Genomic DNA, 18,588 nt, shown 5'->3' on the forward strand with positions numbered 1-18,588 from the left:
GCGTGTGGGGAACGGATTACGGTGCTCGGCTCAGGCGGTCGCCTGAGCCGGTGTGACGACCTCGGTGATCCCGCGCGCGGCCAAGTGTTCGCGGTCGGTGACGCGGCTCGCGAGGACGGTGGTGGGGCGGACCCCGTCGGCGGTCAGCCGGGCGAAGGCCTCGAAGACGGGGCCGCCCGGCGCGCACACGGAGCGGCCCGGCGCGGTGTCGACGACCAGGGCGGTGGTGCGGAGGGCGGGCGCGGCCGGACGGTCCCGCCCGACGAGGCCGGCGATAGTGTCCCCGGCGGGTTTCGTCCGCCGGTCGCTGGTCAACAGGCCGAGGCTGTATTCGAGTTCGGGGAAGTCGGCGAGGTCGCGGCTGACGTCGTGCGAGCACCACCAGGTCACGCCCCACAGGTCGGGGCAGTCGAGGGCGTTGGTGACGGTGGCCTCGGTGAAGGCGGCGGCGTGCTCGGCGGGGATCAGCGGGGCGGGCGCGCCGACCTCCTGGAGCCAGACCGGGCGGTGCGGGTCGTCCGCCCAGGCCTTGGACAGCTCGATCAGATAGGCGGCGTGGTGCTCGGTGGCGACGCCGGTCCGGCCGTGGCGCTGCGCCGTGCCGTTGAACACCCAGGAGTGGACGGCGGTCATGGCGCCGAGCCGGGCCGAGTGGCCGGGGGTGAAGGGCTGGTCGTCCTGGTACCAGGCGGCGTCGTACGAGGCGTGCAGGTGCGGCTTGCCGGGGGCGCCCTCCTCGCAGGCGTCGAGCAGCCGCCGCAGCCACGCACCGGCCTGGTCCTCGGTCACGCGGTCGGGGTCGGGGTGGGGTCCGGCGGCGAACTGGTTGACCTCGTTGCCGATGGTCATCCCGATGAAGTTGGGCCGGTCGGCGAGGGCGGCGGCGAGGGTCCGCAGATAGGCCGCCTCCCCCGCGACGACGTCCGGGTCGGTGAAGATGTTCCGCCGGTGCCAGGTCCGGGTCCAGGCGGGCAGGAAGTCGAAGCTCGACAGATGCCCCTGCAGGCCGTCCACGTTGACGTCGAGTCCGCGTTCGGCGGCCGCGTCGGCGAGCGCGACGAGCTGCTCGACGGCGCGCGGGCGGATCAGGGTGCGGTTGGGCTGGAAGTAGGGCCAGAGCGGGAAGACCCGGATGTGGTCGAGGCCGAGCGCGGCGATGGAGTCGAGATCGGCGCGGACCGCGTCCAGGTCGAAGTCGAGCCAGTGGTGGAACCACCCTTGGCTGGGGGTGTAGTTGACGCCGAAGCGCACGGCAGGAGGCATGCGGGGATCCTTGCGAATCGGAACGACGGAGCGGTGGAGGCCGGCGGGTGAGGCGGTAGGACGGTGAGGGGGCTGACGGGCACGGGGTGGTGGGGCGGAGGCGCCGGTCGGCGGAGTGCGGGCCGGCGGCTCGTCCGCGACGGAGGTCAGCCCTTGACGGCCCCCTCGCCGACACCGCGGAAGAAGTACCGCTGGAGGCAGGCGAAGAGGGCGATGAGCGGTGCCACGGCGATGACCGTGCCGGCGGCGACGAGGCGTTCGTCGTTGGCGAAGGTGCCGTGCAGGTAGTTGAGTCCGATGGTGAGGGTGAACTTCGAGGGGTCGCTGAGCACGATGAGCGGCCACAGGAAGTCGTCCCAGGCCCCCATGAAGGCGAAGATCGCGACGACGGCGAGGGTGCCCTTGACCGAGGGCAGCGCGATCCGCAGGAACCGCTGCCACACGTTGGCGCCGTCGACGAAGGCGGCCTCCTCGATCTCGTGGGGGAGGTTGAGGAAGGCGTTGCGCATCAGCAGGACGTTCATCGCGCCGACGCAGCCGGGCAGGACGACCCCGATGAGCGTGTTGTTCAGGCCGAGTTCCCGCATGGTCGTGAACTGGGCGATGATGATGCCCTCGACGGGCACCAGCATGGCCAGGATGAAGACCAGGGTGGCCACCCGCCGGCCGCGGTAGCGCAGCCGGGCCAGGGCGTACCCCGCGAGGGCCGAACCCACGCAGTTGGTGACGACGTTGGCGCCGGCCACCTTGAGGGAGTTGAGGGCGTAGTCCCACACCGGGATGGTGTCGGCGACGCGCTGGTAGTTGTGCAGGGTCGGGTCGCCGGGCACGAACCGGGGCGGCGAGCTGAAGATGTCCTCGGTGGGGCCCTTGAGCGAGGTGGACAGCTGCCACAGGAAGGGCCCGACGGTCAGGGCGAGGACCGCCAGCAACAGCAGGTAGCGCAGGGCGAGTTCCCAGAGCGGGACGCGTCGGCCGTGTTCGTCGGTGACCCGGCGACGGTGCGGGCGCTCCGCCTCTGGGCGCGGTGCCGCGGCGCGGGTCTTCACCGGCGTGCTCATGCGTCCTCCTTCCGGTCGGCGCGCAGCACGAGCAGCATCAGCGCGACGGTGACGACGAAGACGACGACGGAGAGGGCGGACGCGTAGCCGACGCGGCCGGTCAGTCCGGTGCCGGTGCGCTGGACGAGCATGACGAGGGTGGTGTCCTCGCCGGCCGGGCCGCCGTCGGGGCCGGCCATCAGGTACACCTCGGAGAACACCTTGAAGGCGGCGACCGAGGAGAGCGCGCCGACCAGGACCATGGTGGACCGGACGGCGGGCACGGTGACGGTGAGGAAGCGGCGCACCGCCCCCGCTCCGTCCACCGCGGCGGCCTCGTGCAGTTCGCGGGGCACGTTGGCGAGCGCGGCCAGGTAGATGATCATGTAGTAGCCGAGGCCCTTCCAGACCGTGACGGCCATGGCGCTGAGCAGCAGCAGCCACTGGTCGCTCAGGAAGCCGACCTTGCCGGCCCCGACCGCCTCCAGCAGCGCGTTCACCAGGCCGCGCTCGTCGAGGAGCCACACCCAGATGAGTCCGACCACGACGATCGACGCGACGACCGGGGTGTAGAAGGCGGACCGGAAGAAGGCGATGCCGGGGATGTTCTTCTGGACGAGGAGAGCGAGCAGCAGCGGCAGCAGGACGAGCGCGGGGACGACCCCGAGGACGTACAGCGTGCTGTTGCGCAGCGCCGTCCAGAACATCTCGTCGTGCAGCAGCTCCCGGAAGTTGGCCAGGCCCACGAACGCGCCGGGGATCAGGGTGCGGCGGTCGGTGAAGGAGTTGATCACCGTCGAGACGAACGGGTAGAGGATGAAGACGCCCACGACCAGGAGGCCCGGAGCGGCGAACAGCCAGGGGCTGGTGCTCAGTTGGCGGCGTACCCGGGTGCCGGGCCGGGGCTGCGGGGAGCCCTCCCGGGAGCCGGCCCGCGGCTCCCGGGACAGCGCGCGGGGCTCCCGTGCGGTGCTGGAGGAACTCGCCATGACCGCTCAGCCCTGCTGCCGCAGCAAGGTGTCACAGGCCTTGACAGCGTTGTCGAGTGCCGTCCTGGGACTCTGCTTGCCCTGCAGCGCCTTGGCGATCTCGTTGCGCAGCGCGGTCTTCATCTGCTCGCTGAACAGGACCGGGGTGTAGTTGACCGCGTTCTTCAGGGACTTGGCGGCGGCGACCCGTACGCGCGTCTCGTCGGTGCCGTCCTCCTTGGTGAAGTACGGGTCGTCCAGGGAGCCCGCGGTGCTCGGGAAGATCGCGACCTTCTTGGCGAAGGACATCTGGTTCTGGGCGTCGGTGACGAAGTGCGCGAAGGCGACGGCCGCCGGGGTGTGCTTGGTGCGCGCGTTGACCATCACGCCCATCACGTACATGTTCACCTTGCCGGTGCTGGTGATCTGGTCCGTGATGCCGATGTTCTTGTACAGGTTCGGGGCCTGCTTCTTGAAGTTGCCGAGGTCGAGGGCGCTGCCGGGGTTCATCGCGACGGCGCCGGTCAGGAACTTCTTGCCGGACGACTCGGGGGTGGCGGTGAGCGCCTGCGGGTCGAGCGCCTTGGCGTCGTACAACTCCTTGTACTTGGTGAGGAGTTGTACGCCCTTGGCGTCGTTGAAGGAGAACGCGGTGCCCTCCTTGTTCATCAGCTCGACGCCGTAGCGCCCGAAGTCCTCGATGGTGGGCACGTTGGCGAGGGTGGCGACCTTGCCGTCGCTCTTGTCCGCCAGCCGCAGCGCGTCGGTGAAGAGCTCGTCGTACGTGGTCGGCGGCTGGGACGCGTCGAGGCCCGCCTTCTCGAACAGCGACTTGTTGTAGAACAGCGGCCCGGTGTTGAGGTACCAGGGGAAGGCGTAGGTGCCCGTCATGCCCGGGACCTGGTGGCCGGCCCAGGCACCCGCGAGGTACTCCTTCTTGTACCGGGCGGCCGACTTGTCGAGGTCGAGGGCGAGTCCGGCCTTGGCGAGCGGGGCGACGAGGTCGGGAGAGACGTTCACGACGTCGGGCAGGGTGCCGCCCGCCGCGTCGGCGCTGATCTTGTCGGCGTAGCCCTCGGCCGGCTGGTCGATCCACTTCACGTGGGTGCCGGGGTACTTCTTCTCGAAGTCGGCGACGACGCCCTCGAAGTAGGGCTTGAAGTTGGCCCTCAGATTCCAGGTCTGGAAGGTGATGTCGCCCTCGATCTTGCCGGAGGCGTCCGTCGAGCCGCCGCTGTCGCCGGAACCGCAGGCGCTCAGCGGCAGGACGAGGGCGACGGCGGCGGCGACAAGTGCTCTGCGGGGTATGGGCACGGTGACACGGCTCCCTTGCGGCGTCTGCGGGTGGTGGCGCCAGCGACCATGCCCGGCGGCCGTCGGCGAAGTCAATGGATTGGCATCCACTAAATGAATTCGCATGACATTAGTGCAGGTCAGAGCCATCTCACGAGTCCCTTGCGCGAGATCGCTAATGCGCTTTAGGCTGGATGCACTCAAGCGCTTTAGTGCATGACCTGGAGAAATGGGGAGTCCCGTGCCAGCCAGACGGTCTCCGGCACGCCGGCCGACGATGAAGGACATCGCGCGGCGTGCCGGGGTCTCCGAGAGCGCGGTCTCCTTCGCGCTGAACGACCGGCCCGGCGTCTCCGAGGTCACCCGCGACCGGGTGCGCCGGGTCGCCGAGCAGCTCGGCTGGCGGCCCAGCACCGCGGCGCGCCAGCTGTCCGGCGAGGGCGCGGCCACCGTCGGCCTGGTGGTGGCGCGGCCCGCCGACGCACTGGGCGTGGACTCGTTCTTCCTCCAGCTGATCTCGGGCATCCAGGAGGTGCTGGCGGAGCGTCATCTCGGCCTGCTCTTCCAGGTCGTCGAGGACGTGGACGCCGAGTGCGCGGTCTACCGGCGCTGGTGGGCCGAGCACCGGGTGGACGGCGTGCTGGTGGTGGACCCGCGCGTCGACGATCCGCGTCCGGGACTCCTCGACGAACTCGGCCTGCCCGCCGTGGTCATCGGCGGGGCTCCGGACGCCCCGCACCCGGGGATGTCCACCGTGTGGGCGGACGACGCGGGCGCGATGGCGGCCGTGGTCGACGCCCTGTACACCCTGGGGCACCGCAGGATCGTGCACATCGCGGGCCTGCCGGGGCTCGCGCACACCGAGCGGCGCATCCGCACCCTGCGGGCCGAGGCCGAGCGGCGCGGTCTGCCCGAGGTCCGCTCGCTGACCACCGACTACTCGGACGCGCAGGGCGCGGCGGTCACCCGGCGTCTGCTGGAGGGCGCCGAACCGCCGAGCGCGCTGATCTACGACAACGACGTGATGGCCCTGGCCGGTGTCGCCGCCGCGAGCGAGCTGGGCTTCTCCGTGCCGGGCGCGGTGTCGGTGGTCGCCTGGGAGGACTCGCCGCTGTGCCGCATGGTCAAGCCGTGGCTGTCCGCGCTGTCCCGGGACACGGTCGAGTTCGGCCGGACGGCGGCCCAGGAGCTGACGGCGCTGCTGGACGGCGGTCCGGCGCGCACGGTTCGGGTCCCGGTACCGCGGCTGATCGAGCGGGAGAGCACGGGCCCCTGCACGGCGGAGGCGTGACGGGGTCGCCGGGACGCACGAGGACTGGTTCTCGTCGACGGGCGAGATGTGGACGCCGGCCTTGATGCCGTACCGGCGCACGGAGTCCGCGAAGGACCGCAGGACGTCGCCGCGGCCCTCCAGCTCCGGGATCGGTCGCATGCGGCCCTCATTCGTCGGAGGTCTGATGATCGAGGGGCCCCAGGAGACTGTCAATGGAGGCTCTACCGACCGGCGTTGAACAGGTGATCGGATGACTCGACGGGCTGCGGGAACGTCGGCCGCGGTCCGCGCGGAAGTCCGACGGGACCGCACCGGATGTCCGCGGCGGACGGCTCTCGACGCGGCGGCCCCCGCCGGGCAGAGTGCACCCGTACACGTACTACTCACCAGTACGCCATGGAGCGAGGAGCACCCGTGACCACCTGGGTCGGCCGCACCGCCACCGAGATCGCCGCCGCCGTCCGCGAACAGCGGGTCACACCGCGCGAGGTGGTGGCCGAACACCTCGCCCGGATCGAGCGGTTCGACGGCAGGGTCGGCGCCTTCCGCACCGTCCGCGCCGACGCGGCGCTCGCCGAGGCGGACGAGCTGCTCTCCCGGGATCTCGGGCAACTCCCCCTCGCGGGAGTGCCAGTGGCGGTGAAGGACAACCTCGCGGTGTGCGGCGAGGCGAACCGCAATGGTTCCGCCGCGACCCCGGACACCCCCGCGGGCGAGGACCACGTCACGGTGGCCCGGCTGCGCGCGGCCGGCGCCGTGGTGGTGGGACTGACGAACGTGCCCGAGCTGTGCGTGTTCGGCACCACGGAGGGGGTGCACGGCACCGCCCGGAACCCGTGGGACCTGTCCCGGACGGCGGGTGGTTCGTCCGGCGGGAGCGCCGCGGCGGTGGCCGCCGGGATGGTGCCCCTCGCGCTCGGCAACGACGGGATGGGCTCCCTGCGGATCCCGGCCGCGAACTGCGGCCTCGTCGCCCTCAAACCGGGCCACGGCGTGGTCCCGGCCGGGATCGGCCACGGCGACTGGTTCGGCATGTCGGAGAACGGGCCCCTGGCCACGACGGTCGAGGACGCCCGGCTGATGTTCTCCGTCCTGGCCGACACCGAGCAGCCGCCGCCCGCGGAGCCCGTCACCCGCAGCATCGCCGTCTCGGTGCGCAGCCCGCTGGCCGGTGTGCGGGTCACGCGACCGTATACGATCGCGGCCCGCCAGGCGGCCGCACTGCTGTCCGAGGCGGGGCACCGGGTACGGCCCGCGAACCCGCCGTACCCGGTCTGGCTGAGCACGACCTCGCTCGCGCACTGGACGGCGGGCACGGCGGTGGACGCCGAGGACCTCGACCCGCGCCGGCTGGCCCGGCGCACCCGGGTGCACGCGGCCGTCGGGCGCCGCTTCGTGACCGGGGTCCGCACGGGAGTCCGGCGCGAGCAGCTGCGCGCGCGGCTTGCGCCGTTCTTCGCGGAGCACGACGTACTGCTCACTCCGGCACTGGCCCGCCGCAGCCCCGCCTCCGTGGCCTGGCACGAGCGGGGCTGGCTGCGCAACATCCTGGCCAACACGGCCTATTCGCCGATGACTCCGCCGTGGAACCTCACCGGCTGGCCCGCGATGGCGGTCCCGTTCGGCACCCTGCCGAACGGCGCCCCCTGCGCCGTACAGCTCGTCGGCCGTCCCGGCTCCGAGGCGGCGCTGCTGGACGTGGCGGGACAGCTGGAGGTACTGAACCCGTGGCGACGTACGGCGCGGCTGGACTAGGCGGCGCGGGAGGCGTCCCGAGCGGGGGGACTCGGCGTCGCCGCGTCTCCGGGGGCTCGACCGCGCCGGAGAACACGGGAGCCGCGGCCGGTGGCCGGCCGCGGCTGTTCCGACGGGTATGGGCGTGAACCGTGCACGCCCATACCGCCGGCGATCGCGATGGACCGATCCCGGCGTCGGTCAGTCGACGCTGGGGAGGATGTGGGGCTCGGCGAGGTCGTCCTCGTAGCCCGCGAGGCGGATCGGGGCGGACCTGGCCCACACGTCCAGGCTGCCGAGCTTGATGTCGGCACCGCCGGCGCGCTCCGTGCGTTCCTTGGGGCGCTGATCGCGATTCGTCTTCTCTGGTGTCACCGCGCACTCCTTATGTGTCGGGTCACCCTCGGGACGTGCGGTCCGGTCTGCCCGGTCTCCTGACGTCCGCTCGGGTATGAGTCGAAGGCAGTTAGGGACGCGGTGGCGCCGGTAACTCGGGTGAGAGCAGGCCGTGGTGACCGGCTTGTCCCGGGACGGACCGTGGGTGTGGGTGGACCCCAGTAAGGCTGCCCGTCGGCTACAGGGTAACCAAATGAGCAGGTGACTGCTCGATGGGGCCGAAAACTTCGCGTTACCGTCGCGGGTCGCCCTGGTCCCATCAGGCCCCGATCTGCGGTGATTTGAAACACGATGCCCTCTTCGCCGCCACCCATTCGGCTCAATACCGACCACAGGGGAGGGCATCAGGACGTGTCAGGGGCCAGCCTGAAGTCACCGGCGGCCGACGGGCGTCGCTCCGACCGGGCCTCTCCGGAGGCGGTGCGCAGTTCAGATCCCGTTGGCCGGTTCGCAAGGAGGGCATGGTGAGCTGACCCCCGGCACAGGCTTTCTCGTGGGAGGACCGGCGCATGGAACTGCGCGGCGTCGACGATCTGATGGATCTGCTGCACGCCTGCCGGGGCGCGTGGGACACCCCGGACCGGAGCGGCGACCCGGTCGATCTGCACGATCACGGGCTGCAGACCGCCGCGCTGCTGCGCCGGGAACGCCCCAGCGACAAGGAGCTCCAGGTCGCCGGCCTCGTGCACGACATCGGGCATCTGCTCAGGCCGGGCGACGACGCCGGGCACGCCGACCACGCGGCCGAGGCGCTACGGCCGCTGCTCGGCGACCGGGTCGCCCGCCTCGTCCGGCTGCACGTGGCGGCGAAGCGCTATCTGGCGACCACGTCGCCGGGCCGCGGGCTGTCCCCGCAGAGCGCGCTGACGCTGACCGCCCAGGGCGGCGCCATGAGCCCGCGGGAGGTGGCCGCGTTCGAGCAGGACCCGCTGGCCGAGGACGCGGTGACCCTGCGGCAGGCGGACGACGCGGGAAAGGTCGTCGGCCTGGACGCGGGCGTCATGGAGGACTGGCGCAATGTGCTGGAACGGGTGGCGTCCCGCGCGGCCCGCCTCGACTCCGTCGACTGACGCGAACCCGGACGCCGCGCGGAGCCCGGCCGGGACGCACCGCCTCGGCCCGACCGGCATGCGGCGCGGACCGCCCGGACCGGTGGCCCGGTGCGGGAGCGGTCCGAGCGCACCCGTCGGAGGCCGGCGACGCCGTGCGTCGACGGAAGGGCATGCCGGCCGCTTCCGTGCGTCGACGGAGCCGCCCGGCACGCCGGTGGCGTCCGCCGGACCTGCCGACGGACGCCACCGGGACACCTCACCGAGGGCACGTCGTCCGACGCGCCGCCCGTTTCACCACTTGCCGGGCGCGTAGTCCTTGAGGAAGACGCCGTACAGGTCCTCGCCCAGCTCGCCGCGGACGATCGGGTCGTAGACGCGGGCCGCGCCGTCGACCAGGTCGAGCGGGGCGTGGAAGCCCTCGTCGGCGAGACGGAGCTTGTCGTAGTGCGGGCGCTCGTCGGTGATCCAGCCGGTGTCGACCGAGGTCATCAGGATGCCGTCGGTCTGGAACATCTCCTGGGCGCTGGTGCGCGTCACCATGTTCATGGCGGCCTTGGCCGCGTTCGTGTTCGGGTGGCCCGCGCCCTTGTAGCCGCGGCCGAACACACCTTCCATCGCCGAGACGTTGACGATGTAGGAGCGCCCGGCGGACGCCTTGCGGGCGGCCTCGGCCATCTGCGGGCGCAGGGCGCTGATCAGGATGAACGGAGCCGTGTAGTTGCACAGCTGGGTCTCCAGCAGCTCCACCGGGGAGATCTGCTCGATGGTCTGGACCCAGGTGTTGCTGTCGACGACGTCCGGCAGCAGGCCGCCCGCGTCGATGGCGGTGCCGTCGCGGTGCCGGACCACGCTGGCGTTGCCGGCGACCAGGGCGAGGTCGGCGACCTTCTGCGCGTCGAGTCCGGAGACCCCGGCGGGCAGCGCGGTCAGTCCGTCGACGGCGCCGGAGTTGAAGGCGCCGATGACATGGCGGGCGGGCAGCTCACCGGCCGGCAGCGGGGCGCTCTCGCCCTCGACGAGCGCGGCGTAGGCGGAGGGCAGCCGCCGTACGGTCTGGGTCGCGTTGTTGATCAGGATGTCGAGCGGGCCCTGCGCGGCGATCCGCTCGGCGAGGGACACGGCCTGCGCGGGGTCGCGCAGGTCGATGCCGACGACCTCCAGGCGGTGGATCCAGTCCGCCGAGTCGTCCATGGCCTTGAAGCGGCGGACCGCGTCGCTCGGGAAGCGGGTGGTGATGGTGGTGTGGGCACCGTCACGCAGCAGGCGCAGCGCGATGTACATGCCGATCTTGGCGCGGCCACCGGTGAGCAGGGCGCGCTTGCCGGTGAGGTCGGTGCGGGCGTCGCGGCGGGAGCGGTTGAGGGCGGCGCAGTCCTGGCAGAGCTGGTGGTAGAAGTAGTCGACCTCGACGTAGCGGGTCTTGCAGGTGTAGCAGGAGCGCGGGCGCTGGAGTATCCCGGCGATCCGGCCCTCCTCCGTCGCCGACGACGGGAGGATGCCCTCGGTCTCGTCGTCGATCCGCTGGGCCGAGCCGGTCGCCGTGGACTCGGTGACCTGCTTGTCGTGGGCCGTCTTGGCGGCGCGGCGCTCCTGGCGGCGGCGCTGCTTCACGGTCCGGTAGACGCCCGCGGTGGCGCGGCGCACGGCGATGGCGTCGGGGTGGTCGACGTCGATCTTGTCGAGTTCGTCGAGCACACCGAGGCAGACGGCCAGCCGCTCGGGGTCGATACCGGGACCGAACGCGACGTCGGCCACCTCTGTCGTGTCCACGGCGGGGGTCGCCCGGCCGTCGTCTGTCACCGTCATCGCTGCTGCCGTTCCTCGGGTTGTGCGCCGCGTTCGAACCGCGCTCGCTGTCGAAGGCGGAATTTTACGGAGCAATCGTGCGCGCACCAAACCCGTGGTGATCATGGCGTGCAGGCGGCGATCAGGGTGCGCACCTCCTCGGTGAGCGAACGGGCCAGCAGATCGAGGTCCGGGACGGCCTCCGCGTCGGCGACCAGGCCGTAGTGGACGCTCCCCCGGTAGGTCGAGACGGCCACGGCGAGGGCCTGGCCGCGGGCCAGCGGAGCGAAGGGGTAGACCTCGGTGAGCGGGCAGCCGCCGAGCTTCAGGCCGAGGCTGGGCAGCGGGACGCTGGTGACGAGGATGTCGAAGAGCAGCCGGGCGGCCTGCCCCACGACCGGGCCGCCGAGCCGGTGCCCGAGGGGCGGTACGTGGTCGGCGAGCAGCGCGACGGCGCCGGCGCCCCGGTTGGGCCCGGCGTCCTTGTTCCGGTCCATCTCGCTCCGCACGGCGCGCAGCCGGCCGAGCGGGTCGGGATCGTCGACAGGAAGCCGTATCAGGTAGCCGGAGAGCCGGTTGCCCTGCGGCTGGGCGGTGCGCGGGCGGCGCCGGGAGACGGGGATGAGGGCGCGCGGGGCGACGCCCTCGCTCCCGTCGCCGCGTTCGTCGAGCCACCGGCGCAGGGCGCCGGCGACGACGGCGATGAGGACGTCGTTCACGGTGCCGCCGACGGTCTTGCGGACCTGGTGGACGTCGTCGAGGTCGATCACGACGCCGGCCGTGCGCCGGGTGCCGGTGGGCGCGGAGGTGAGGGCGGGCGAGGACTGCACGGCGAGGGTGGCGCGGGCGACGGAGGCACCGATGTCGAGAGCGCGGCCCACGTCGGAGAGGGTGCCGCGAAGGAAGTCGGGGAGCTTGCGGACGTCCGGGAGGAGTCCGCGGGGCGGCTCGGCGGGACGGGGGCGGGGCTCCGGCAGGTCCATCGGGTCCATGATGGCCGCGGCGAGCATGAGGGCCCTGAGCCCGTCGGCGAGCGCGTGGTGGAACTTGAAGAGCACCGCGAAGGACACCCCGTCCTCGCCGGGCAGCACGTGCGCCTCCCAGGGCGGGCGGCCGCGCTCCAGCGGGCTCTCCATCAGCCGGCCGGCCTCGGCCTGGAAGTCGGCGGTCGGCGCGTGCAGCAGGACGTGGTCGAGGGGTTCGAAGTCGGACGCGGGCTCGCGGGTCGCGCTGCCGAAGGCGAGGGGGGCGAGCGGCTGCCACACGTCGCGGATGCGCATGCGCAGCCCGGGCACGGCGGCGGCGCGGGCGGCCAGCAGGTCGGCCGCGTGGGCGCCCGCCGTCGGCGAGTGCGCGGCGAAGACGCCGAGGGCGCCCAGGTGCATCGGATGCCGGGCGGACTCGATGTTCCAGAAGGCCAGGTCGAGTGGTGCGAGCAAATCGGAGGTCAAAGGCTTGCTCTCGCGTCGACGACGGGTGAACCTGCAGTCAAACCTGGACCGGTGATTACGGTCAAGTACGATCAAGCTACGCACAGTTAACACCAAGTTAAGTCCCGCCCCTCGTGGGAGGGGCGGGACTCGGTCGCATCAGGACATGCCGGGTGTCACTTCAGGACCGGGGGCGCGGCCGAGGCCGACGTTCCCCACCCGGACGGCTCGGAGCCGACCGTGAATCCGAGGGAACGGACGCTCCTCAGCTTGTCGGTCGTCAGATACGTACGGCCGTACGACGACCCGTCGACGCGGGCCGCCTGGATGTAGCGGTCGGTGTCCGAGGTGCCCGGCGCCGTGACCGTGAGGGCGCCGCGCGGGTAGTACCGCCGGTCGAGGGTGAGGTCGACCCGGTCGAAGACGGGCGTGGACAGGCCCCACGTGTCGAAACCGGGCTGCACCGGGAAGATCCCGATCGAGGACAGCACGTTCCAGGCGGACATCGTGCCGAGGTCGTCGTTGCCCGTCATCCCGGTCGGCGCGTCCGTGAAGAGGGTCAGCGCCGCGTGCACGACGTCGGTCGTCTTCCACGGCTGCCCGGTGGACAGATAGGTGTACGGGGCGATGAGATCGGGCTCGTTCTGCGGGTTGTACTTGTCCGCGTTGTAGTACGCGTACGGCCCGTTCACCCAGACCTCGCGAGCGGTCTTCGCGGGGTCCTTCAGGAGCTGGTCGTAGGCGAAGAACGAGTCGAGACGGTCGTTGGCCGCCTGCTTGCCGCCGATCAGGTCCACCATGCCCGGCAGGTCCTGCGGCACGAGCCACTGGTACTGCCAGGACGTGCCCTCGTGGAAGCCCTCGCTCTGGGCGGGGTCGGCGGGTCCGGTGAAGGCGCCCGCGGCGTCCCGGGCGCGGAAGAAACCGGTCGAGGGGTCGTGGATGTTCCGGTAGCTCTGGGACCGCGCCAGGTAGCGCGCGGCGTCCTCGTCGTGGCCCAGATCCCGGGCCATCTCACCGAGCATGGCGTCGGACAGCGCGTACTCCAGGGTGACGGAGGCACCGTGGTCGTAGTCCGAGTCGCCGGGCTTCGCGTGCGGGCGGCCCTTGATGTACGGGGCGAAGGCGTTCGCGATGTACTCCCGGTTGGCCTCGCGGCCCAGCGCCGGGGAGTCGACGGGCGGCACGCCGTCCGCGTTCTTCTTCAGCGCCCGGTAGGCCCGGTCCTCGTATCCCTTGAGCAGGCCCTGCTGGTAGGCGTTGGTGAGGAACGGTGTGACCGGGTCGCCGGTCATGATGTTCGTCTCGGCCGTGCCGTAGCCCCACTTGGGCAGCCAGCCGCTCTCCTCGTCGATCCTGATGACGGAGATCGCCATGTCACGTGCCTCGCGCGGCGCGAGCAGCGACAGGAGCTGCGACTGGGTGCGGTAGGTGTCCCACAGCGACCAGTTCTGGTAGTACGTGAAGCCCTTCGCGCGGTGGACCCGCTGGTCCCAGCCGGTGTAGCGGCCGTCCGCGTCGCTGCCGACGTTCGGCGCCAGGAAGGAACGGTAGAGCGAGGAGTAGAACGTGCGGCGCAGGGTGTCCGTGCCGCCCTTCACCCGTACGTCGTCGAGCCGGTCCTCCCAGGCCCGCCGGGCGGCACCGCGGACGGCGTCGAAGGAACGGCCCCCCTCCGCGCGGAGGTTGACGGCCGCGCCGGAGGCGTCCACGTAGGAGAGCGCCGTGGTCGCCTCGACGGTGCGGTCCTCGGTGGTGTCGAAGCGCACGAAGGCGCCGGTGCGCCCGGTGGTGCCGGCCGTCTTCTCGGAGCCCTGCGTGACGGTGTCGCCGTTCCAGGTGCCCGAGGTGGTGAACGGCCGGTCGAAGCGGGTGATCGTGTAGACCGTGTACGGCTTCGTGCCCTGGCAGAAGCCGCTGCCGGTGATCGCCGTGCGGACGGTCCGGTTGTCGAGGATCTCGACCTTGGTGGAGACCGTCTTGTGCAGCGACTGGCCCGCGTTCAGCAGCACGTTGGCCTTGTCGGTGGCCGGGAACGTGTAGCGCTGCACGCCGGTGCGCGCGGTGGCGGTCAGCTCGGCCTCGATGCCGCTCTTCAGGCCGACCTTGTAGGAACCGGGGCTCGCCGACTCGGTGTCGTGGTCGAACTCGGCCGCGTACTGCGCGTAGTCCGTCCGGGTGACCTCGCCGGTCGTGGGCAGCACGGGCAGGTCGCCGCCGAGCCCGCAGCCGACGCCGGACAGGTGGACGAGCGAGAAGCCGCGGATGTGGTTCTGCGAATGGTCGTAGCCGGTGTTGTGCCCTGTGTCCGGCGAGAACTGCACCATGCCGAAGGGCACGGCGGCGCCGGGATAGGTGTTGCCCTCGTTCTCCGTTCCGATGAACGGGTTGACCAGATCGGTGAGTTGGCCGTCGCGCGGCTCGGCGGCCTGTGCGGTGGGCAGGGCGAGCAGCGCGGACGCTGTCACCAGCCCGGCCGTGCACAGGCGCAGGCGCCGGGTCCATCTCATGCGGGAGACCTCCGGTGGGGTGGGCGACATCGTTGTCGTTGTCTTCTTGCATGGTCGGGTCGGGGGGCCGGCTTTCCCGGCAACCGGCGGGGATCCCCCGGGACGCGTCGCGTCCGGCCGGGATGACATCGTTGTCAACATGCGCAACGTCGTCATCCACAGCCGTTGGCATGACAGCACGCGATTCCGCCGCCTGTCCAGGGACATGACAAGACGTGCACAGAACGGCCCCGGTCACCCGGCTCGGTGAGCCGGGTGACCGGGGCCGTTCGTCCACGCGCGGCGACCGGGGTCCCGGGCCGCCGCCACCGGGGCGGTCGGGACGTGCCCTACGGCACGCGCTGGCCCTTGCCCAGCGCGATCACCCCGCCCTTGGAGACCGTGTAGAGGTCGGCGTCCCGCTCGGGGTTGACGCCGATCGTCGCGCCCGGCGGCACCTCGACGTTCTTGTCGAGCACGGCGCCGCGGACCACGGCGCCGCGCCCTATCTTCACGTTGTCGTGCAGGATCGAGCCCTGCACCACCGCCCCCGGGTCGACGAGCACGCCCGGCGAGAGCACCGAGCGGGTCACCTGACCGCGGATCAGGGAGCCCGCGCTGATGATGGACTCGCTCGCAATGCCCCCGGCGTTGAAGCGGGCGGGCGACAGCTGGCCGGAGCTGGTGTAGATGGGCCAGTTGCGGTTGAACAGGTTGAAGGCGGGCCGCTCGGCGATGAGATCCATGTGGGCGTCGTAGTAGGCGTCGAGCGTTCCGACGTCCCGCCAGTAGCCCTGGTCGCGCGTGGTCTCGCCGGGCACGTGGTTGTCGCTGAAGTCGTACAGCTGCGCCTCGCCGCGCTCTGTGAGCGCCGGGAGGATCGAACCGCCCATGTCGTGCACGGAGTTCTCGTCCTCGGCGTCCCGCTGGAGTGCCTCGATGAGGGCCTTCGTGGTGAAGATGTAGTTGCCCATCGACGCGAAGACGCACTCGGGGTCGTCCGCGAGGCCGGGCGGGTCGGCCGGCTTCTCGAGGAAACCCCGCACGGTCTGGCCGTCGGAACCGGGGCTGATGACGCCGAAGGACGACGACTCGGCGCGGGGCACCCGTATTCCGGCCACCGTCACCCCCGCGCCGCCCTCGATGTGCTGCTCCAGCATCTGCCGGGGGTCCATCCGGTAGACGTGGTCGGCGCCGAACACCGCGACGTACTCGGGCTGTTCGTCGTGGATGAGGTTGAGCGACTGGAGGATCGCGTCCGCGCTGCCGAGGTACCAGCGGGGTCCGAGTCGTTGCTGCGCGGGAACGGGCGTCACGTAGTTGCCGAGCAGGCTCGACATCCGCCAGGTGGTGGTGATGTGCCGGTCCAGCGAGTGCGACTTGTACTGCGTGAGGACGCAGATGCGCAGGATGTCGGCGTTGACGAGATTGGAGAGTACGAAGTCCACGAGGCGGTACGTACCGCCGAAGGTCACCGCTGGTTTCGCCCGGTCCGCCGTGAGCGGCATCAACCGCTTGCCCTCACCGCCCGCCAGTACGATTCCCAGCACCGAAGGTCCACCGCGCCGCATGCCGCCGCCCCTCTAAGCCCGGTCCGGCCGTCCCGGCTGTGCGGGTCCGGCCGTTGGTTCGAAAAATGCACCTGCCCGACCACTACCCCGCTTTGAGGACTTCCTCGTACAACTGGACGGTCCTTCGGGCGACGGCGTCCCAGCCGAACTCCTCCACGGCGCGCCGCCGTCCCGCCTCACCCATGCGCCGCGCCGTCTCGGGCTCGGCGAGCACGGAGTCCAGGGCGGTCGTGAGGCCCGCCTCGAAGTCGTCGTCCAGGGGCACGAGAAGACCCGTCCCGCCGTCCTCGACGACCTCGGGGATGCCGCCGACCCGCGAGGCCACCACGGCCGTCCCGCAGGCCATCGCCTCCAGGTTGACGATGCCGAGCGGCTCGTACACCGACGGGCAGGCGAACACGGCCGCGTGGGTCAGGAGTTGGATCACGTCCGGGCGGGGCAGCATCTGCGGGATCCAGTGCACGCCGTCCCGTACGGCGCTCAGCTCCTGGTACAGCTCACGGAACTCGCGGTCGATCTCCGGGGTGTCGGGGGCGCCGGCGCAGAGCACCACCTGAGCGGCCGGGTCGATGTCCCGTACCGCGCGCAGGAGATGGGGCACACCCTTCTGCCGGGTGATGCGGCCGACGAACAGGACGTACGGGCGGGCGGTGTCCAGGCCGATGCGCTCCAGGACGTCGGTGCCGTGGTCGGGGCGGTACAGGGAGGTGTCGATGCCGTTGTGCACGACGCGCACCCGGGCGGGGTCGAGGTCCGGGTAGCAGCCCAGGATGTCGTCCCGCATGGCCCCGGAGACCGCGATCACGGCGTCCGCGGCCTCGATGGCGGTGCGCTCGGCCCAGCTCGACAGGGCGTATCCGCCGCCGAGTTGCTCGGCCTTCCAGGGACGCAGCGGTTCGAGGCTGTGGGCGGTCATGACGTGCGGGATGCCGTGCAGGAGTTTGCCGAAATGGCCCGCGAGGTTGGCGTACCAGGTGTGCGAGTGGACGAGTTCGCGGCCTTCGAGGGAGGCGGCGATGGAGAGGTCCACGGAGAAGGTGCGCAGCGCGTCGTTGGCGCCGTCGAGCGTGGGCCACGGCCGGTGGCGGACCACTCCGCCGGCACCGCCCTCGCCCCAGCAGTGCACGTCGAGGTCCGTCAGGGCGCGCAACTCCCGCGCCAGGAACTCGACATGGACGCCGGCGCCGCCGTACACGTCCGGCGGGTACTCCCGGGTCAGCAGGCCCACGCGCACACAGAACCCCTGTCGTAGTCGGCAGATGCCCTTCATGGTCACTCAGTTGGGGCCGATGCGGAAGAGCGTGCGGAAAGTGGTTGCGCCGGCTTCGGGCGGGCCGGGTGCGCGGGGGCGGTCCCGATCCCGTCAGCTGCGGCCGGGGGCCGGCCGTGGCGGGCGGTCGAAGCAGCAGTCGCCGCACACGCCGCCGCCGGGCACCCGGTAGTAGAGGCAGCAGCTGCGGCGGCGCAGCGTCCTCGGGTCGAGCGTGCCGGCGAGGTCCGGGTGCGCGAGGAGACCGGCGGCCAGGGTCCGGGCCCGCTCCGCCGCCTCCGGACGCCCGTGGGCGATCGCCCAGCGGTCGAGCTGGCGCACGGCTCCGGCCAGGGCGGAACCGGCGTTGCCCCACAGCAGACCCGGTGAGACGCGGTACCGGTCGCGCAGCGCCGCACTCAGCGGGACGAGATGCCCGGCACGCACGACCTCGTCGAGGTCGGTCACGGGCCGGGCGCGGACCTCGGTCAGCCACAGGTCGTCCGGGGCGGCGGCGTCCGGGTCCCACCGGAGCAGTTCCGGATCGAGGTCGGGCAGGTGACCGTGGACGACGGCGGACCCCAGGGCGATCGACCAGAGGCGGGCCGCGAGCCCCTGCTGTGCGACGGACGCCGCGACGCGCGCCTCCGGCGCACCGATACTCCTCGCGACCTTCTCGACACGGAAAATCATCGGATCCCCGTAAACCTCCCCGGTGGTGTCGCCTCGCGGTCGCGCGTAGGCCCGCGCGAGGGTCGGCAGGGGGCCGCGCCGGGGTACTCCGGTGCGTAGTACGAAGAAACCGCCGAGCGCGCCGAGCACCGTCAGCTGGGGGTCGAGGTCCACGAAGAGCAGTAGTACCAAGTCCCCTAGGGGTTACCACCAGTGGATCGCTCCGTGGTGTCGCCCACCCTGGGGAGGACAAGGCCCGATCTGTACTCCATCGGCAGTAGGACCCGATGGAGTCTCAGGGACGACGACGAGAACTAAAACGCGAGGCATCGTTGTTTCCATGGAAGCCGACCGTTCGTCGCGCCGGGTCAGC

The 18,588-nt window shown here is 71.6% G+C and carries 14 protein-coding genes; 3 read left to right on the plus strand and 11 right to left on the minus strand.

Annotated features, from left to right (window positions below; all coding sequences use genetic code 11):
* Positions 1 to 30 precede the first annotated feature (30 nt).
* The 4 genes from OG406_RS07380 to OG406_RS07395 form a co-directional block, all read right to left on the minus strand.
* Positions 31 to 1,263, minus strand: coding sequence for a glycoside hydrolase 5 family protein (locus OG406_RS07380; protein ID WP_164371294.1), 1,233 nt, complete (start codon positions 1,261 to 1,263; stop codon positions 31 to 33).
* A 146-nt stretch (positions 1,264 to 1,409) separates the two neighbouring features.
* Positions 1,410 to 2,324 carry a carbohydrate ABC transporter permease gene (locus OG406_RS07385; protein ID WP_329184823.1) on the minus strand — a complete coding sequence of 305 codons (915 nt, stop codon included), beginning with the start codon at positions 2,322 to 2,324 and terminating at the stop codon, positions 1,410 to 1,412.
* Complete coding sequence (locus OG406_RS07390) at positions 2,321 to 3,292, minus strand: carbohydrate ABC transporter permease (protein WP_329184825.1); 972 nt, start codon at positions 3,290 to 3,292, stop codon at positions 2,321 to 2,323. The genes OG406_RS07385 and OG406_RS07390 overlap by 4 nt, the downstream gene beginning before the upstream one ends.
* Before the next feature lie 6 nt (positions 3,293 to 3,298).
* Positions 3,299 to 4,585 carry an ABC transporter substrate-binding protein gene (locus OG406_RS07395; RefSeq protein WP_164371295.1) on the minus strand — a complete coding sequence of 429 codons (1,287 nt, stop codon included), beginning with the start codon at positions 4,583 to 4,585 and terminating at the stop codon, positions 3,299 to 3,301.
* Between the two features lie 220 nt (positions 4,586 to 4,805).
* Here OG406_RS07395 and OG406_RS07400 point away from each other — a divergent pair, with 220 nt between their 5' ends.
* Positions 4,806 to 5,855 carry a LacI family DNA-binding transcriptional regulator gene (locus OG406_RS07400; protein ID WP_164371296.1) on the plus strand — a complete coding sequence of 350 codons (1,050 nt, stop codon included), beginning with the start codon at positions 4,806 to 4,808 and terminating at the stop codon, positions 5,853 to 5,855.
* Between the two features lie 396 nt (positions 5,856 to 6,251).
* Positions 6,252 to 7,592: an amidase gene (locus OG406_RS07405; RefSeq protein ID WP_329184827.1), complete on the plus strand. Its 1,341-nt coding sequence runs from the start codon at positions 6,252 to 6,254 to the stop codon at positions 7,590 to 7,592.
* Positions 7,593 to 7,772: 180 nt separating this feature from the next.
* On the opposite strand, the gene OG406_RS07410 is transcribed toward OG406_RS07405, so the two are convergent.
* Entirely contained in the window at positions 7,773 to 7,946 is a 174-nt protein-coding gene (locus tag OG406_RS07410; protein ID WP_266617685.1) for a hypothetical protein, read from the minus strand.
* Between the two features lie 530 nt (positions 7,947 to 8,476).
* Here OG406_RS07410 and OG406_RS07415 point away from each other — a divergent pair.
* Positions 8,477 to 9,037, plus strand: coding sequence for an HD domain-containing protein (locus OG406_RS07415; RefSeq protein WP_329184830.1), 561 nt, complete (start codon positions 8,477 to 8,479; stop codon positions 9,035 to 9,037).
* A 273-nt stretch (positions 9,038 to 9,310) separates the two neighbouring features.
* Here OG406_RS07415 and OG406_RS07420 read toward each other — a convergent pair whose 3' ends face one another.
* The 6 genes from OG406_RS07420 to OG406_RS07445 all read right to left on the minus strand — a co-directional run bounded on the left by OG406_RS07420 (position 9,311) and on the right by OG406_RS07445 (position 18,407).
* Positions 9,311 to 10,825, minus strand: coding sequence for an SDR family NAD(P)-dependent oxidoreductase (locus tag OG406_RS07420; protein ID WP_329184831.1), 1,515 nt, complete (start codon positions 10,823 to 10,825; stop codon positions 9,311 to 9,313).
* Positions 10,826 to 10,926: 101 nt separating this feature from the next.
* A complete protein-coding gene (locus OG406_RS07425) occupies positions 10,927 to 12,255 on the minus strand; it encodes a wax ester/triacylglycerol synthase family O-acyltransferase (protein ID WP_266617682.1) in 1,329 nt (442 codons plus the stop codon).
* Between the two features lie 155 nt (positions 12,256 to 12,410).
* Positions 12,411 to 14,744, minus strand: coding sequence for a GH92 family glycosyl hydrolase (locus tag OG406_RS07430; RefSeq protein WP_329184833.1), 2,334 nt, complete (start codon positions 14,742 to 14,744; stop codon positions 12,411 to 12,413).
* 329 nt (positions 14,745 to 15,073) lie between these two features.
* Positions 15,074 to 16,294 carry a glucose-1-phosphate adenylyltransferase gene (glgC, locus tag OG406_RS07435; protein WP_081220524.1) on the minus strand — a complete coding sequence of 407 codons (1,221 nt, stop codon included), beginning with the start codon at positions 16,292 to 16,294 and terminating at the stop codon, positions 15,074 to 15,076.
* A gap of 82 nt (positions 16,295 to 16,376) precedes the next feature.
* The gene (glgA, locus tag OG406_RS07440) at positions 16,377 to 17,528 is read right to left on the minus strand and encodes a glycogen synthase (RefSeq protein WP_164371501.1); all 1,152 of its coding nucleotides are present in this window, start codon (positions 17,526 to 17,528) and stop codon (positions 16,377 to 16,379) included.
* Between the two features lie 129 nt (positions 17,529 to 17,657).
* Entirely contained in the window at positions 17,658 to 18,407 is a 750-nt protein-coding gene (locus OG406_RS07445) for a (2Fe-2S)-binding protein (protein ID WP_329184836.1), read from the minus strand.
* Positions 18,408 to 18,588: the final 181 nt, after the last annotated feature.

Source organism: Streptomyces sp. NBC_01428, from assembly GCF_036231965.1.
Taxonomy (GTDB): Bacteria; Actinomycetota; Actinomycetes; order Streptomycetales; family Streptomycetaceae; genus Streptomyces.

Excerpts from the sequence above, each read along its gene's own strand:
- OG406_RS07380 (WP_164371294.1), bottom strand. The coding sequence starts at position 1,263 with ATGCCTCCTGCCGTGCGCTTCGGCGTCAACTACACCCCCAGCCAAGGG.
- OG406_RS07385 (WP_329184823.1), bottom strand. The coding sequence starts at position 2,324 with ATGAGCACGCCGGTGAAGACCCGCGCCGCGGCACCGCGCCCAGAGGCG.
- OG406_RS07390 (WP_329184825.1), bottom strand. The coding sequence starts at position 3,292 with ATGGCGAGTTCCTCCAGCACCGCACGGGAGCCCCGCGCGCTGTCCCGG.
- OG406_RS07415 (WP_329184830.1), top strand. The coding sequence starts at position 8,477 with ATGGAACTGCGCGGCGTCGACGATCTGATGGATCTGCTGCACGCCTGC.
- OG406_RS07420 (WP_329184831.1), bottom strand. The coding sequence starts at position 10,825 with ATGACGGTGACAGACGACGGCCGGGCGACCCCCGCCGTGGACACGACA.
- OG406_RS07430 (WP_329184833.1), bottom strand. The coding sequence starts at position 14,744 with ATGAGATGGACCCGGCGCCTGCGCCTGTGCACGGCCGGGCTGGTGACA.
- glgC (WP_081220524.1), bottom strand. The coding sequence starts at position 16,294 with ATGCGGCGCGGTGGACCTTCGGTGCTGGGAATCGTACTGGCGGGCGGT.